Annotated in this window: 11 protein-coding genes and 1 tRNA gene; 9 read left to right on the top strand and 3 right to left on the bottom strand. The window is 44.6% G+C overall.

All coding sequences use genetic code 11. The annotated features are described in order from the left end of the window. The first annotated feature begins 47 nt into the window (after positions 1-47). On the top strand, positions 48-1,406 hold the full coding sequence (locus HMPREF9999_RS05890; protein ID WP_009437585.1) for a DEAD/DEAH box helicase: 1,359 nt from the start codon (positions 48-50) through the stop codon (positions 1,404-1,406). A 98-nt stretch (positions 1,407-1,504) separates the two neighbouring features. On the opposite strand, the gene HMPREF9999_RS05895 is transcribed toward HMPREF9999_RS05890, so the two are convergent. Next, complete coding sequence (locus HMPREF9999_RS05895) at positions 1,505-3,448, bottom strand: S9 family peptidase (protein WP_009437586.1); 1,944 nt, start codon at positions 3,446-3,448, stop codon at positions 1,505-1,507. Positions 3,449-3,756: 308 nt separating this feature from the next. Here HMPREF9999_RS05895 and HMPREF9999_RS09960 point away from each other — a divergent pair, with 308 nt between their 5' ends. The 3 genes from HMPREF9999_RS09960 (at position 3,757) to HMPREF9999_RS05910 (ending at position 7,409) form a co-directional block, all read left to right on the top strand. Next, positions 3,757-5,526, top strand: coding sequence for a hypothetical protein (locus HMPREF9999_RS09960; RefSeq protein ID WP_009437587.1), 1,770 nt, complete (start codon positions 3,757-3,759; stop codon positions 5,524-5,526). A 14-nt stretch (positions 5,527-5,540) separates the two neighbouring features. Then, positions 5,541-6,188 carry a ribulose-phosphate 3-epimerase gene (gene rpe, locus HMPREF9999_RS05905; protein WP_009437588.1) on the top strand — a complete coding sequence of 216 codons (648 nt, stop codon included), beginning with the start codon at positions 5,541-5,543 and terminating at the stop codon, positions 6,186-6,188. A gap of 180 nt (positions 6,189-6,368) precedes the next feature. After that, positions 6,369-7,409 (top strand): DHH family phosphoesterase, encoded by a 1,041-nt coding sequence (locus HMPREF9999_RS05910; RefSeq protein WP_009437589.1) that lies wholly within the window; start codon positions 6,369-6,371, stop codon positions 7,407-7,409. A 661-nt stretch (positions 7,410-8,070) separates the two neighbouring features. Here HMPREF9999_RS05910 and HMPREF9999_RS05915 read toward each other — a convergent pair. Both HMPREF9999_RS05915 and HMPREF9999_RS05920 read right to left on the bottom strand, forming a co-directional pair. Continuing rightward, positions 8,071-9,711: an OmpP1/FadL family transporter gene (locus HMPREF9999_RS05915; protein ID WP_009437591.1), complete on the bottom strand. Its 1,641-nt coding sequence runs from the start codon at positions 9,709-9,711 to the stop codon at positions 8,071-8,073. A gap of 126 nt (positions 9,712-9,837) precedes the next feature. Further along, positions 9,838-10,953: a hypothetical protein gene (locus tag HMPREF9999_RS05920; protein WP_009437592.1), complete on the bottom strand. Its 1,116-nt coding sequence runs from the start codon at positions 10,951-10,953 to the stop codon at positions 9,838-9,840. Between the two features lie 190 nt (positions 10,954-11,143). Here HMPREF9999_RS05920 and HMPREF9999_RS05925 point away from each other — a divergent pair, with 190 nt between their 5' ends. From HMPREF9999_RS05925 to fumC, 5 genes are all read left to right on the top strand, one after another. Then, positions 11,144-12,052, top strand: a complete 909-nt coding sequence (locus HMPREF9999_RS05925; RefSeq protein WP_009437593.1) for an RluA family pseudouridine synthase — start codon at positions 11,144-11,146, stop codon at positions 12,050-12,052. A 211-nt stretch (positions 12,053-12,263) separates the two neighbouring features. Next, positions 12,264-13,466, top strand: a complete 1,203-nt coding sequence (locus HMPREF9999_RS05930) for a pyridoxal phosphate-dependent aminotransferase (RefSeq protein ID WP_009437595.1) — start codon at positions 12,264-12,266, stop codon at positions 13,464-13,466. 101 nt (positions 13,467-13,567) lie between these two features. Then, positions 13,568-14,854, top strand: coding sequence for an ABC transporter permease (locus HMPREF9999_RS05935; RefSeq protein WP_009437596.1), 1,287 nt, complete (start codon positions 13,568-13,570; stop codon positions 14,852-14,854). Between the two features lie 77 nt (positions 14,855-14,931). Further along, a tRNA-Pro gene (locus HMPREF9999_RS05940) sits at positions 14,932-15,004 on the top strand. Positions 15,005-15,238: 234 nt separating this feature from the next. Beyond that, complete coding sequence (gene fumC, locus HMPREF9999_RS05945) at positions 15,239-16,636, top strand: class II fumarate hydratase (RefSeq protein ID WP_009437597.1); 1,398 nt, start codon at positions 15,239-15,241, stop codon at positions 16,634-16,636.

Here is a 16,636-nt window from a genome sequence, read left to right on the forward strand (position 1 = left end):
GAACAATCTTTCCTCTATTTTGTCTATCCACACACACAACTTAAAACATGAAGCTCAACCCTATGCAGCTGGCAGCTGGTAAGGCTATTCAGCAAAACCAGAACGTATTGCTTCTATCTCCTACAGGGAGTGGTAAGACTTTGGCTTATCTTTTGCCGCTCATTTCTCGCATTGACACTTCTATGGATACGTTGCAGGCGGTTGTTGTTGTGCCAAGTCGTGAGCTTGCAGCTCAAGTTGAGCAAGTGTTCAAGTCTCAAGTAGGTACTTCTCTTCGCGGGCTTGCACTTTATGGAGGACGTCCCACCATGGAGGAGCATCGTCGCATTCGAGAATTACGTCCGCAGGTGGTGTTTGCGACTCCAGGCCGATTGCTTGACCATATAGGGAAAGACAATCTCAACGTCTTGGGAGTGCGCCTCCTTGTCTTGGATGAATACGACAAATGTCTAGAGCTAGGGTTTCGCGAAGAGATGAGCCGCATAGGTGAAGCGATGCACTTTGTTTCCCAAGTTGTTGTAGCCTCTGCCACTGCTTTTGAAGAAGAGAAGCACGATGTATGGGGAGAACGTGTCCCAGAAGCAATCCCAGATGGAAAGGCCCATAAGGTTCTTCCCGTACCAGCATTGATAGCACAGCGAAAGTTCGCTTCAATCAACTACCTGGACATGGTAGACGACTTAGCAAGTCGTTTAAAAATTACTGAAATTCCTGCACCACAAAAGGATAAATTAGAAACACTTGCACAATTGCTCACTCGTATTGGAGGAGAAAGTACTATAGTCTTTGTTTCACACCGCGAAAGCGTTGATAGAGTGGGGCAGTATCTCCGAGAACAAGGCTTTCCTATCAGCCTATATCATGGGGGGCAAGACCAGGAAATGCGTGAACGATCGCTCTATCGTTTTCGTTCTGGAGCTGCTTCTATTATGGTAAGCACCGATTTGGCAGCTCGCGGTTTGGATATTCCAGAGGTTCGCGCTATAGTTCATTATCATCTTCCATTAGATGCAGCGACTTTTGCTCATCGTTCAGGACGCACCGCGCGTTGGGATGCAGAAGGGACAGCCTATCTATTGGTAGGGCCTGAAGAAAAACTACCTTCTTTTGTCGTAGCTGACGAATCATATACTGTGTCTGATGTTACGATCAAAGCGCAACCTTCGCAGTGGGCCGTATTGTATATAGGTCGTGGGAAGAAAGACAAGCTTTCAAAAGCCGATATCCTTGGTTTTTTGTGTAAGAAAGGTGGACTTACTTCTGTCCAAATAGGCCGTATAGACGTTAATGCTCATACCTCCTATGTAGCGGTGCAGAGAAATACTGTGAAGCATTTGTTACAACAGGTAACAGGAGAGAAAATAAAAGGTATGAAGACTCTTATAGAAGAAATGAGGATAAAATAAGTTTAAGGATTTTTGAATGTCCGTCTGACCAACTTTTCAATAAAATGGGGCTGTTCCTAATTTGGAACAGCCCCATTTTAAGTTTATTATTGTGATGTTTATCCCACACTTTTCAAATGCTTTTCCAAGAAACGCTCCATAGCGCGGTAAAAGTCGAAGCGGTTTTCTTGATTGGCAAATCCATGTCCTTCATTGTCTTTGACCATATACTCCACTTCCACGCCTCGTTGTCGCAGAGCTTCGACCATCTGGTCACTCTCCGCTTTGTTCACACGAGGATCATTGGCTCCTTGTGCCACAAATAGAGGACAAACGATTTGGTCAGCATGAAGGGCAGGAGAGGTAGCGGCTAGTTGCTCTTCGTCCGCTTTGGGATGTCCTACTTGTTCGTACATCATTTCTAGCATAGGTCGCCAATATGGAGGAATAGTCTGCATGAAGGTGAAGAGATTCGACACACCTACATAGTCTATCGCACAACGATAGAGTTGTGGAGTGAAGCAAGCACCAGCCAAAGCTGCATAGCCACCGTATGAGCCTCCGTAGATGGCTATACGATTGGCATCAGCAATACCCTGGTTCACTAAATGTAGCACACCTTCAGTGATGTCATCTTGCATTTTTAGTCCCCATTGTTTATAACTTGCTTCAAGGAATTTTCGACCATACCCAGTGCTACCGCGGAAGTTCATTTGAAATACGGCATATCCACGTGAACAAAGGAATTGCACCTCCGAGGAAAATCCCCAACTATCGCGTGCCCAAGGGCCGCCATGTGGATTGACCACCAATGGAAGAGGGGATTGATTGTCGGCTAGGCAAAGTTTTTCTATTGAGAGGGGAAGATGTTCTTCTGAAGAAGATATCTTTTGTAGGTCAGTAGCCGAGGGGACGAAGTTATCTTGGGAAAAGGCTGTTAAAGTCGAGCCTTTGGGTAGACTCAAATAGCCCTCAATGGTCAAGCCATCACTAGTGGTATAAGTCACAGCATGCATCTCCACCATATCATCAGCCGAGAGCCAAGGTGCAGCATCAGCTAAATGCGTGAGCATGTCAGTGTCGAGATTATAGAAATAGTAAGAACCACGAGTGCGGTCGCCACCTACATAAAGAAGTTTCTTACGTTCTGCGCGGTCGCTCCCCATTGTGCCTACACGTTGCTGGGGGAAATGAGCCTGTATACATTCACGTTCCAGGCGTGCCTCCTCGTCAAAATAGTGGCGGATAGGTTCGCGATGTCCAGAGCAGAAGGCACCGAGCAGTTGTTTCCTTTTGCGCGAATAGCTCAAAGTAGTGACATCGTAACTTTCGTTCTCATAGAGGGTTTCTAATTCTTCTCCAGTGCGAGGGTCTAATAACACTAAAGCTGCTTTGTCGCGATGGAGGTTGCTAATGGCCCATACGTGGCGATTGTCAGGAGTAAAAAGGCATAGGTTTACTTCTTCTTTGAAGTTTGTGGTGAGAATTGGGCGAAAATTCTCATTCTCATGGTCTCGATAAAGCAGTTGTGTATTGACTCCATCTACAACAGCTGTAGCCATACGGAGCTTGCCCTCATGATCTGTCATCCATCCCATGTAGTTTCCTGGATTCTCTGCCAACATGGTGAGTTCACCAGTAGCAAGATTCAAACGATAAGGATCAAAGACTTCAGGGTTTCTTTGGTTAAGGCCAATAATAACCTCATTGGGGAAGTCTTCCAAGTCGTCAATAATAGAGGTGCGTACGCCAGGGAAGTTGGTGTATGAGCGTTCGTCTGAACCATCGATGCGGACACCGTAGAGTTGATAATTCTCATCTCCTCCCGAATCTTTGACAAATAAGATGCGTTCATTGTCCGCCCATAAATAACCTCCCACACTACGTGCGGTTTCAAAGGTGAGTTGTTTCATTTCGCCCAAATTTCCCGCCGCATCAACGGAGCGCACGAAGATGTTCATGCGGTCTTCGTAAGGCGCCATGAATGAGATGTGCAAACCATCGGGTGAGATTTGATAGCCATTGGTGTCGGAGTTACGGAAAAAATCTTCTATTGGAATCATTGAGTCGAAAGAAATAGATGGAAAAAGAGGAGTTTAGGGGTTTAGTGCTAGCTAGAACAGAGAGGTGTTGGCTAAAAAGTAGTTTGACTTTGCGGAGTGAGAAAGTCATAGGGCTCAACCACACCTCGCGAATAGGCTAGAAATCTTGCGCAAAATTACGTGATTTTTCTTGTTTGTCAGGAGCATGTCGCGATAAATTTGTATTTTTGCTCATTCAAGATGGCGAGAAATCGGCTATTTCTCTCCTATAACTCGGCAGATTGAAGCCGCAATATCTTAGAATCGTCACCCAACAATCGTCTTGTTTTATGAATTGGCAATGGATTAAATCCCTGTTTTCGGCAAAGACTCCTCTTTCCTCTTCTGCACTTGCGCCTGTGAAGGTGCACAGCACGGTAAAGCAGTTGCTGAAAAGTTTGCAAGTGCAGTGGGAAGTTCAGGAGAACGAGCATGTATCGGGTGAAGCAGACTATGTGTTCTCTTTCCAACAAGGGCGATTTCGTTTAGTTGCCAATGCACATCATACCTTTGTGCATATTCATTTTCCTTATTTTTCGGAAGTTTCTCTTTCGCAAATTGACAATTTGCGCTTTGCTTGCAATGATTTCAATCTGAAACAAAGCGATTTCAAAGCCTATTATACTCTTAATCCCAAGGAAGAGGCCATAAACGCTCATTTGCTTTTTAATTTCCGATTGGCGACTCATGATAAGCGTCAAAGCTACGAATTAGGAAGTATGTTGCAACAGACATTTGAGATGGCTCGATTGTTTCGACAAATCTTCCAAAACATAAGTGGGAGTGGACATGCTGATCTTGAAGAGAATAGTGCGCTATCGATGCGTGAGCGTTATCTCTCGAGAGAACTCGAATTGTGGCATCAACATCCAAGTTTAGTATGGCGCGAAACTACGACCATGCACCACACTATTGGGCAGCTTTTTCATACGTTTTATGAAGATGAAAGCAACATTCAGTTTCATGCTTTGCAAACAATGCAGACCGATTGGGGAGCATTTCCTAAGTTCTCAGAGCAAGAAACCATGCCAGAACAGTCTGATTTGTCAACTGTTGCTCGTCCCATAGAGATTTCTCTTTCCTCTCACGATGATATTTCTAACTTTATGCTTCTCGATGCGCTAGGATGTGCTGAGAGTTGGGAAGATTGCCCGAGCATATCTCCAGTAACGATACAAGTGTTGGCTACTGTTGGGGAGTTGAAAGAAAAGACTTTCGTAATTCATCTCGACATAGAAGATAGAATAGAAGGAAATGACTATGTGAGTGTACTCTTCATCGAACCCACTTCTCCATTGTCTCCTGTAAGTTCCGAAACGAGTATGGCGGGGATGCGAAATAATCTTACGCATCGCTTTTTGATGGTGCGAGATTATGTTGGCAACGAACAGAGAGAAGCTGAGTTTCGCTATCAATGGCAAGAAACTCAAGATGCGATGCAGCGCGGAGAAAAACTCAGTGAAGAGCAGCGTTTCATGGGATTGAGTGTTGTGCCCAACGTGGGGTATAATCTCTATTGGGGACGCCGCTACTTTACTAGCAAGCGATACTACGAAGCACTCCAACACTTGGAGAACGCTTATCGTGCACTCAATCCTAATTTTGAAGGTTTGAATAAATCTGCTCGAGAGCATTTCTATGAAATATGCTACTTCATAGGTTTCTGTTATGCCGAACTCAAGCTCTATGAGCGAGCTTATTTTTATCTCGACATTGTTTATCCACAGAATTCTGTGAGATACGCTTCTGAGTATGTGAATCTTTTGGTCAATACCAAGGATTTTCGTGCGTTAGCCACCATCGAACGTTTGATTAAGAACATCGAACAAGAAGTGGCGCGTCTTGAAGCTGATGAAAAGGAAGAGGAAGGTTTGCAAGCTTTTCTTAGATTCTTACTCCGTCGTAAAGGGTATGTGCTCATAGATCAGCGCAAACTTGATGAGGCGGAGAGCCTTTTTCAAGCACTTTTAGACTATCCCGACTGTGAAAAGCAAGCTATTGATGAACTCATGTATATTGAGCAATTGCGAGCTGAAGCAAACAATACAAAAGACTCCTAAATTTATTCTCCACTATGACTATGGTTTCCCCCTCGTTGCTGAGTGCCGACTTTGGCAACTTGCAACGCGATATCGAAATGCTCAATGCCAGTGAATGCGACTGGTACCATCTTGATGTGATGGATGGTGTTTTTGTGCCTAACATCAGTTTTGGTTTCCCTGTAATGCAGGCTATGGCGAAACATGCCACCAAACCTCTTGATGTGCATTTGATGATTGTGCAACCAGAGAAGTTTATTAAAGAAGTGAAAGCCCTCGGTGCTCGTGTGATGAATGTGCATTATGAAGCCTGCACACACTTGCACAGAGTTATACAAGCCATTAAAGCCGAAGGCATGTTGGCAGGAGTGACACTCAATCCGCATACTCCTGTGAGTGTGTTGGAAGAGATTGCTCCCGACCTCGACTTGGTCATGCTTATGAGTGTGAATCCTGGTTTTGGCGGTCAGAAGTTTATCCCATCTATGGTAGAGAAAACTCGCAAGCTCAGAGCACTTCTAGATCGTACGGGGTCAAAAGCTTTGATCGAAGTAGACGGAGGTGTGAATCGTGAAACAGGCAAGCTGCTTGTAGAGGCAGGAGCAGATGTGCTCGTGGCGGGAAGTGCCATATTTGGTGCCTCAGATCCTGTGGCAGAAGTTGCTGCGCTTATGTCGCTCTAAGGCTTCGTTTTGCAGAATAAAAGGATTCGCTTGTTGTGAGAATCATGTAGAGTCTTTTCACAACAAGCCTCTCTTTTTCTTTCCCTTATTGTATAGAACAAGAGTTAGGCTTTTCGTCGTTGCTTAACTCTCACTTGACTTGCCCTTTGTGGGGCATGACTCATATTATAGACTCCTTTTATGGAAATTTCCCCTCTTCTCTCGCCTGCCGAATTATTGAAGTTTATGAGCATTCTCAAGGATGCGCGCAATGTGGTAATCACAGCCCACCGAGGTCCTGATGGTGATGCTATGGGATCAACCTTGGCATGGGCAGATTATCTTATGCAGTTGGGCAAGCGTGTCACTGTAGTGCTACCCACTCCTTGTCCAGACTTCTTACGCTGGCTGCCAGGCGCGAAGCGAGTGCTCTATTATTCTAAAGATGAAATGCGCTCTGCGGCAACACAAGCAGTGCAAAATGCCGATCTCATTTGCTTACTCGACTTCAATGCCCTCCATCGGTTGCAAGATTTTGCCCCTGTTATAGAGCGTAGCAAGGCGAAACGCATCATGATAGACCACCATGAGCATCCCGATACTTCGTGTGCACAGTTCATCATTTCGGAACCTAAAGCAAGTAGCACATGTGAATTGGTTTTCAAACTCATCTATCAGTTAGGAGGGTTTGAGAAAATGACACGTAGCACGGCAGCTTGCATCTATTGTGGCATGATGACCGACACTGGAGGCTTCTCTTATGCGTCTAACGACCCAGAGATTTTTATTATCATAGCCCATCTTCTGACCAAAGGAATTGACAAGGACAAAATCAACCGCAATGTTAATAATACATGGTCGGAAAATCGTCTTCGTTTCTTTTCTTATATTCTCACTGAAAAGCTTAAGTTCTATGAGGATAGTCGTGCCAGCATCTTCACGATTACGCGCGAAGAGATGAGCCGTTTCCATTATATTCGTGGTGATGCAGAAGGATTAGTCAATGAACCTCTCAAAGTTAAGGGGATGCGTCTGAGCATTAGCCTGAGAGAAGATACAGAGAAGGAGGTTGTCCGCATCTCTGTGCGCAGTGTTGATGATTTTCCTGCCAATGCTCTTGCTGCGGAATTCTTCAATGGTGGAGGGCACTTCAATGCGGCTGGAGGGGAATTACCTTTCCCCTTGGAGGAGGCCATCAAAACTGCGGAACGTGCCATCGCTGCTTACGCAGATAAGTTGTAGAGTTTAAGTTCTGACTTAGAGATATCCTTATGATCTTTGGTTCGGGTCGAAAGGTCGAGTACAATTAAATGATTCTCAAGTAAGCTTGCAACATCGTTTTTTTTTCGTGTAGCTGGCTTGTTTCGTGAGCCGGCGATAGAACTGTTAAATCGTAGATGATTTTTTGGAGGAGTTTTCTGTGTTCTTAGCAAACAACTTTCTTTGGTGATAGAAGCTATGTAGTATAGTGGAAAGATGTTCGTCTATGATAAGAAGGAATATCTCGGAGATTTTATAAAATATCTCCGAGATATTTTAGTTTAAGTCGGAGTTTTTCATCTAAAATATAGGAGATTTCAGGGAGAAAAATAGGAAGAAAATCGACCACAATAGTGTGGACAGATAGGGAAAATGTAGATAAGGTCGTTAGGGGAGTGTGAAATCTTAGCTCCATGATATGATTACTTAGGATGTAAGTAGTGTGAGATTGACGTAGATTGTAGCAGATTCTACAATAGAGAAAATAGAGTGTTAAAATCAAGCTTTGATTTGTGCTAAGTTTCCTGAAATTTGCGAGTCCGAAACAATGTTTGTGAGTATTGGGGCAGACTACAAATCGGCTGCTCCCCCATAGGTTCGGTTAGAATCTACGGGGGAGCAGTTGTAGTAAATATTACTTTGTTTAAAAGCGGAAGCCAGCAGTTAGTGTGAACGTGCTGCGGCGTAAATTGAGATGTTGGGCGGGAAGCTCATTGGCTGTGGCGTGAGGGGCACGATTGTAGTGGAACGCGTACATATCAGCAGATTGGAGCTGATAAAGGAAGGCTGCATCTAGATAAAAGCCTCCAGTGTGGTATCCCACACCAAAAGTGGCACGATGTGTGTTGCCGTAGTTGATGTAATCAGGAGCTGTAGAATAGCGACGAGATTGTCCATTTACGAGCATATTTAGGTAGGCATTCTTTGCAAACGGACTTGACACAAAGTTGTAACCAGCGCGAACGGAAAAATTTGGGGTTGCTAGTACCTCCATACCCAATCGAAGGGTGTGAATATCACGAAGGTGAGTGTCAATCTCATTTTGGAGAGCATCATCTTGGCGACCAGTGCTCCATTCAAACGCTTCGTAGTTGTCGTCTACCACACGAGCTTGTGCTGTGGTGTGGTCCACGATTTCATATTCTACTCCCAATGCTACACGGCGTCCAATCGTAGTACCAAGGCTAAAGTTTACTTTCCAGGGGGCTACAATTCGGTAGTCGTTGCTCACCGAAATTTGGTTTTCGGTGTATTCGTAGTAAGTGTTGGTCTTGGTGTCAGTATGTCCATAAGGGGATGACATGTGAAGTCGATTGTTAGTCTCTAGTGAATAGAGAGTAGGTGTGGTTACGCTGAGACCTAGACGGAAGTTGCTTTCCGCAAATGGGCGAACGATGGCTCCAAACTTTGCATCTACACCAGATCCCATGATTTGTTCGTAGTGTTTCATGATGAAAGTTTTGCGTTCGCCAGAAGCACTGGTGAAATAGCTGCCATCTTCACGCAGGTTTTGCTCCTCGTAATTGCCCCACGATTCGTAGTTCACGCTGTAAACACCGAGGTTCGCGCCAAAATAGAAACGATCGTTGAAGTTGAAAGCCAAGTTGAAGTCATAGGCTTGGATTCCTCCTTCATTTTGTCGGCTTTGGTGGTAAGCATCTGCCTGACTGTGTTTGTAATCAGTGACACGTTTGTTCTGATCACGCACCGGGTCGATCATAAACACCTCATATCCCAAATTGGCGTAGGGAGACGTGCTAGCACGTCCGCCAGAGTTGCCCAAGTCTAGCCAGCCGTTTCCCGTTTGTGCCAGTTGGCGCATAAGCAAGGACTGAGAAAGATTGTTGCCCGTAGGCATAGGCACCATATGCAGTAGCCCGTTGGTGGAGAAGTTCTTGGACTTTTTATAGTTGAAGCCCATGTTCACAAAACGGAGATTGCCACCATCGAGATAAAGGGAATAGACAAACCCCATTTGGTCTAGACTTGCTTTTGTATTGTTTACAGAAGAGTTGCTGAGGTTATCTGCGCGGTTGCTTTGATTGAGCAAACTTGCTGTGGCAGAGAAGTCTGATTTACGGTAAAGAGCAGAGGATGCAGGGTTAGTGCTCATAGCGGAGAGGTTGGCACCAAGAGCACTCATGGCCCCCCCCATGCCGATGTAGCGAGCATCACCATTGAGATCGGTGCTCGATAATTGTTCTATTTTGTAGATGTCCTGAGCTGTCGCAGGTAGTGCAGCCAAGGCACTGACAAGAGCAGCGGAGATATATAGCTTCTTCATAGAATCTGCTTATTGTTCACTCTGTCTCGTGGGAAACAAGAGTGAGTGAGTTTAGTATAGAGTAGGGGGAGAGGAGATAGTCTTAGAGGAGGAAGAGATGCCCAACCACCTGTTTCGGTGAAGGAATTATCGACGTCCACCAACAATGCTGCCTCCTTGGCGTGTGCTACCTCCGCTATTGCCGCCAGAGTAGCCACCACCACCTGAATAACCGCCACCTGATGAATAGCTACCTCCAGAGCGTGTGCTACCAGAATTGCCACCCCCATTGTAGTTTCCACTGCCAAACACGCTGCCACTGCGCTGGTAAGTGCCTTGGTAGGTATTGGTGTTGCCAGAAGAACCAGAGCGATCGTAGTCGTTGCTGCGTGTAGAGTTGTTATAGCGTGGATCATTGCCACGGTTCATGCGATCTGTGTTCACGCGGCTGCCACGATACGAAGCTCCAGCTCCATAGTTATAGTTGGAATTATCGCGGTGGTAGTTTGCATTAGAACGAGTATTGCCATAAACTACACCACGTCCCCAGTCATTGGTTGAACTATTGAATACTCCACCGCGTGATTCGCGACCTGTGGTAGTGCCATAGGTGATGCTGTGCGCAGGACGTGAATAGCTATACCAACGAGGATAATCGTAGTAGTAAGGAGAGTACCAGCCACCATAATAGTAAGGTGATCCCCAACCATAGTGCCAATAGTTGTCGTACCAGCCATAACGCCAAGGGCTGCCCCAATAGTTGTAGGAGAAACTCCATGGTGAGTACCAGCCACCCCAACGATTATAATAGAAAGGATCAAAACTGGTGCGCCATCCTCCCCATGCCCAATCGTCTATCCATGGGTCGTAGCTTACGAAATCGTAGTAGTCGTAGTAATAAGGAGAAGTGACGATGGTGATGCCAGGAGAGCGAAAACGAACAATGCGACTAGTGGCTGTATATGGAGCATCTTCCTCATAGCGAGAGCGTGAGTTGCGTAAGGAGTCTTTGCCACGGCCATAGCGTGAAGTGCGACGATTATATTCATCTACACTACGATTACCATTGCTACGTCCAGCAGCCCAGTTGTCGTGTTCAAATGATTCAGCAGGAACTTCGTAGACTCGACTTTGGCTATAGCCCAAATTCGCCTCACGTTCCTTTTGAATGGCCTTCTTGGTGGGCACAAAGTAGACATCGTCTTGAGCCATTGCAGCTAAGCTAGCGCAAAGGGCAATGCAAGTAAGGGCTATCTTGTTCATAATAGTCGATATTTTATGTGGATGTATAACGCAAAGATATAGAAAACTCAGTAGAATCGGTAGACAAACGCGAAGAATAATGAGCTTATACATGCATTTTTAACACTAATCGGGGAATGATGGTCATTTTATTTGTTGTTTCCAATATCAAATAGTATCTTTGCTTAGTCAAAACTAGCCCTATATTAACATGTTCAATCCACGCAAACCTAAATATACCTTCTTCAAAGTACGCGAAGCTATGGAGCTTCTGCCTTACGTTATGCAGTGTCTTGACGGTATAAGTCGCTCAAAAGCCAAAGCCATTCTTGCAGGTGGTGGGGTGAGAGTGGATAAGAAAAACGTGTCACAGCATGATTTTCTGCTTCAGCCAGGTATGATGGTGGAGATTTCTAAGCAGAAGCCTCGCACTCAATTCCAAAGCAAGTTCTTGAAAATCGTCTATGAAGATGCGCAAATCATTGTAATCGAAAAGAATATCGGTATTCTGTCGATGGCTTCTACTCAGGGACAATTTTGTGTTAAAACGGTGCTTGATGAGTACTTTCGCAAGTCGCGCCAAAAATGCACAGCCCATGTGGTGCATCGCCTAGATCGTGATACTTCAGGCCTTTTGGTTTATGCTAAAACCATAGAGGCGGAGCAAATACTCGAACATAATTGGCGACAAATCGTAACAGACCGCCGTTATTACGCCTTAGCTTCGGGAGAAATGCAACAAAAGAAGGGAGTTGTAGAGAGCTGGCTTAAAGATAATAAGGCTTATGTCACCTATTCTTCGCCCACAGACAACGGTGGTAAGTATGCGCTTACACATTTTCGCACGTTGCGTACGGGAAATGGCTATTCGCTCGTTGAACTCAAGTTAGAAACTGGCCGTAAGAACCAAATTCGTGTACACCTTCAGGATTTGGGACATCCAGTGTGTGGGGATATTAAGTATGGAGATGGAGATGATCCCGTAGGACGTTTGTGTCTTCATGCTTATCGTTTGGACTTTTATCATCCCATCACTAATGAACCTTTGCACTTTGAAACACCTACACCAAAGTCTTTCTTGTCGGTGTTCAAAGATAAAAAGAAGAAGGCTGACGAGTAAATAGAATATTGAATAGGAAGACTGGAGTTGATGTAGAGTCAAATGGATTTTGCCTTCTCTGCTAGAAAAGAATTGATTGTTGGACTTGACGATTTAATTTATTTCTCTCCGCACGTCGTTGTTTTGTTCTTCTTCATATTGTAGATTGTTAAGGCAGAGTGTGTCGTGCACTCCCAAAAGCATTTCGTGAATATCAAATAAACATTTGCACATGCCACACATATCAGAACGCGCCATAGAGATGCCGCAATCGCCCATCCGAAAATTGGCCCCTCTAGCCACGGAAGCGGAAGCACGTGGCACCAAGATTTATCATCTCAACATTGGACAGCCTGACCTCAAAACTCCAAAGATTGGGTTAGAGGTGTTGCGCAATATAGATCGCAGTGTCCTAGAATATTCTCCTTCTCAAGGATTTCTTTCTTATCGAAAGAAGTTGGTGAAGTATTATGCTGCTTACGATATTGACCTTACTGTTGATGATATTATCATCACTACAGGAGGGTCAGAAGCGGTACTCTTTGCTTTTCTCTCGTGTCTGAATCCTGGTGACGAGATTATAGTACCTGAGCCTGCGTATGCCAATTATATGGCTTTCGCTATCTCGGCTGGGGCGAAGATTCGTACGATTCCCACTACAATAGAAGATGGTTTTGCTTTACCAGCTGTGGAGAAGTTTGAAGAACTTATTAACGAACACACGCGAGCTATCTTAATTTGCAACCCAAACAACCCTACGGGCTATCTCTATACCCGACGTGAGATGAACCAAATCCGAGATCTTGTCAAGAAATATGATCTTTATCTCTTCTCTGATGAGGTGTATCGTGAGTTTATCTACACGGGGTCACCGTATATTAGTGCGTGTCATTTAGAAGATGTGGAGCAGAATGTCGTGCTTATTGATTCTGTATCGAAGCGATACTCAGAATGTGGTATTAGAGTGGGAGCACTCATCACGAAGAACAAGGAAGTGCGCAATGCAGTCATGAAATTCTGCCAAGCTCGTTTGTCTCCTCCTCTTTTAGGTCAATTAGTAGCAGAAGCATCAATTGACACTCCTAAAGAGTATATGCGTGAAATGTACGACGAATATGTGGAACGTCGAAATTGCTTGATAGACGGCTTGAATCGAATTCCTGGTGTGTATAGCCCTATTCCTATGGGAGCCTTTTATACTGTAGCTCGTCTTCCAGTAGATGATGCTGAGAAATTTTGCGCTTGGTGCTTAAGTGACTTCAACTATGAAGGAGAAACAGTGATGCTTGCCCCAGCTGCTGGATTCTATACCACGCCTGGAGCAGGAAAAGACCAAGTGCGTATAGCGTACGTTCTCAATAAAGAAGATTTAGCTCGTGCACTTGTGGTGCTTAAACATGCTTTAGAGGCCTATCCTGGCCGAGTGGAAGCCTAAGCGGTTGTATCCCATAGACTGCTTATCATAATCTTCATTAGAAGATAATAGGGATTGTCCATTGAATAAGGAAATATGTCACAATAAAGAATTAGGATGCTATGAATTTTCCTTTCTTTGTTGCACGGCGATTCTTTAGCAATGTAGGTGCTGAGCAACGCCGTGCTTCTCATCTCACCACCACAATAGCCACTACAGGAGTGGCTATTGGCCTCATTGTGATGCTACTCTCAGTCTGCATCATTCTAGGATTTAAGCAAGTAATCACTAAAAAGGTGGAAGGATTTGGGAGTCACATTGAGATACTTGATGTAAGTTCATTGGCAGCTCCCGATGCTTATCCGGTTCATGCTGATGCTTCTTTGCTGAAAGGGCTGAAGAGTTTGCCAGAAGTGCGTAGTGTGTCGCCCATAGCACAAAAGATGGGAATTTTGAAGACCAAGAATGACTATATGGGCATCACTCTAAAAGGTATTCCATCGGACTATGATACCACTTTTCTCGCTAGTAGTTTAGTGGAAGGTCGTTTGCCTAAGCGTGTGAGGGAAGAGGGCCGTTCGTCTAATGCTGAAGAGGGGAGCGTGTCCTCGGCGAGTAATGAGATTCTTTTGTCACGCCGGCAGGCAGACGAGCTGAATTTGAAAGTTGGTGATCGAGTATTTGCCTATTTCTTTGAAGAAACCATCAAGATGCGTCGTTTCAAAGTGTGCGGCATATACCAGTCCAATATGGCAATCTTTGATAAAACTTTCGTCATCTCAGACCTCAATACGGTGCGCAAGCTCAATCATTGGGAAGGAGATGAGGCTAGTGTCATTGAAGTACGTTTGAAAGGGATGGAATCTATAGAGCAAACGCTGCCACAAGTGGAAAGTCTTTGCAAACAACTCAATGATGAAAGCTCAAAAGACCGTAAGGCTTTCAGTATAGTCGAGCATTATGCCTCAGTCTTCTCATGGCTGCAATTGCTAGACTTTAATATGATTGTGATTTTAGTCTTGATGCTGTGTGTATCTGGCTTTACAATGGTGAGTGGTTTGTTTATTCTCATTCTAGAACGTACGCAAACAATAGGTGTCCTAAAAGCAATGGGAGCAACCAATACCAAGATTCGCAATGTTTTCCTTCATTTTGCAGGGTTCATCATTGTACGTGGCTTAGTAATTGGAGATATAGTGGCTCTAAGCTTGTTGTTTGCGCAGCAAAGGTTTGGATTTATACACTTAGATCCTGCTAATTACTATGTAGAAACAGTGCCAGTTGAGATAAATGTTTGGGCTTTAGGTTTAGTGAATGTCGGAACTTTAGTACTTACAACCTTGGCATTAGTACTTCCTAGCTATATGGTATCGCGTATTCAACCCTCGAAAGCCATCAAATTTGAGTAGTTTCTGAAAGAAATGTCTCAATAAATTTGGTAGATTAGTAAATTATCCGTACTTTTGCACTCGGTTAAAGATAACCGCGGGGCGTAGCGCAGTTGGTAGCGCACCTGGTTTGGGACCAGGGGGTCGCAGGTTCGAATCCTGTCGCCCCGACGCATTTATCATAATCGAAGGACATAGGCAAATCAGCAATAGATTTCTAAGAAGTTCTAATGCGACATTGTCTCCATCGATTTCAATTATTTATAATAGGCGACTGAGGCAACTCAGTCGCCTATGTTGTTTGCCTTGTGTGGAATAGTCACAACCTAGCTCCTTTTTAATACTTGTATCTCGAAAAAAAGTAGATTTACACCTTGATTCTCAAATATCTTAAAACAACAAGTTATGGAATATCGCATTGAGAAAGACACCCTAGGTGAGGTAAAAGTACCTGCCGACAAACTTTGGGGTGCACAAACAGAACGCTCTCGCAATAATTTCAAGATTGGAATCCCTGCATCGATGCCACACGAAATCATAGAAGGTTTTGCTTTCCTCAAAAAAGGTGCCGCCTATGCTAATCATGCTCTGGGAGTCCTCTCTGTAGAAAAGCGTGATCTCATTGCACAGGTTTGCGATGAAATCCTTGATGGCAAACTCTACGATCAGTTCCCACTAGTGATTTGGCAAACAGGTTCTGGCACGCAAAGCAACATGAACGTCAATGAAGTCATTGCAAACCGTGCTCATCAGTTAGCAGGAAAAGTCATTGGAGAGGGAGAGAAGACGTTACTTCCGAATGATGATGTGAATAAATCTCAGTCTTCTAATGACACCTTCCCTACAGGAATGCACATTGCTTGCTACAAAAAGATAGTGGAAGTGACACTTCCTGGCTTGCGTAAGCTCCAAACTGCCCTGGAAGCCAAAGCTGAGGCAATGAAAGAGGTCGTGAAGATAGGACGAACGCACTTAATGGATGCAACCCCCTTAACTTTGGGGCAAGAGTTTAGTGGTTATGCGGCTCAAGTAGGTCACGGTATTCGGGCTATAGAACACACTTTGCCTCATCTCTCTGAGTTAGCCTTAGGAGGTACTGCTGTCGGAACAGGACTCAACACCCCTAAAGATTATGACGTTACTGTTGCGCGTTACATTGCTAAGTTTACGGGGCTACCTTTTGTGACAGCTGAGAATAAATTTGAAGCACTTGCGGCCCACGATGCTGTTGTAGAAACCCATGGTGCTTTGAAGCAAGTGGCTGTTTCTTTGAATAAGATCGCAAATGACATTCGTCTTCTTGCTTCTGGCCCTAGAAGTGGAATTGGTGAAATTATTATTCCAGCCAATGAGCCAGGCTCTTCTATTATGCCCGGTAAGGTGAATCCAACGCAGGCCGAGGCGCTGACAATGGTTTGCGCTCAGGTGATTGGTAATGATGCCGCAATTACGGTTGGAGGAATGCAAGGACATTTCGAACTTAATGTTTTTAAACCAGTAATGGCTGCTAATTTTCTGCATAGTGCTCAACTCCTAGGCGATGCAGCTGTATCGTTCACAGAACATCTTGTCGTTGGAATCGAGCCAAATCATTCGCGCATTAAAGAATTGCTCAATAATAGTTTGATGCTTGTAACTGCTCTCAATACAAAGATTGGATATTACAAAGCAGCAGAAATAGCTCAAACAGCGCATAAGAATGGGACGACTTTGAAAGAAGAAGCTGTGCGTTTGGGGTACGTCACGGAGAAGGAATTTGATACATGGGTACGTCCTGAAGATATGACTCAGCCGCTCAACTAA

The sequence above is a fragment of the Alloprevotella sp. oral taxon 473 str. F0040 genome, assembly GCF_000318095.2.
GTDB lineage: Bacteria > Bacteroidota > Bacteroidia > Bacteroidales > Bacteroidaceae > Alloprevotella.

Coding starts and splice junctions, on each gene's coding strand:
- fumC (WP_009437597.1), top strand. CDS start 15,239: ATGGAATATCGCATTGAGAAAGACACCCTAGGTGAGGTAAAAGTACCT.
- HMPREF9999_RS05925 (WP_009437593.1), top strand. CDS start 11,144: ATGTTCAATCCACGCAAACCTAAATATACCTTCTTCAAAGTACGCGAA.
- HMPREF9999_RS05930 (WP_009437595.1), top strand. CDS start 12,264: ATGCCACACATATCAGAACGCGCCATAGAGATGCCGCAATCGCCCATC.
- HMPREF9999_RS05935 (WP_009437596.1), top strand. CDS start 13,568: ATGAATTTTCCTTTCTTTGTTGCACGGCGATTCTTTAGCAATGTAGGT.
- HMPREF9999_RS09960 (WP_009437587.1), top strand. CDS start 3,757: ATGAATTGGCAATGGATTAAATCCCTGTTTTCGGCAAAGACTCCTCTT.
- HMPREF9999_RS05910 (WP_009437589.1), top strand. CDS start 6,369: ATGGAAATTTCCCCTCTTCTCTCGCCTGCCGAATTATTGAAGTTTATG.
- HMPREF9999_RS05920 (WP_009437592.1), bottom strand. CDS start 10,953: ATGAACAAGATAGCCCTTACTTGCATTGCCCTTTGCGCTAGCTTAGCT.
- HMPREF9999_RS05915 (WP_009437591.1), bottom strand. CDS start 9,711: ATGAAGAAGCTATATATCTCCGCTGCTCTTGTCAGTGCCTTGGCTGCA.
- HMPREF9999_RS05895 (WP_009437586.1), bottom strand. CDS start 3,448: ATGATTCCAATAGAAGATTTTTTCCGTAACTCCGACACCAATGGCTAT.
- rpe (WP_009437588.1), top strand. CDS start 5,541: ATGACTATGGTTTCCCCCTCGTTGCTGAGTGCCGACTTTGGCAACTTG.
- HMPREF9999_RS05890 (WP_009437585.1), top strand. CDS start 48: ATGAAGCTCAACCCTATGCAGCTGGCAGCTGGTAAGGCTATTCAGCAA.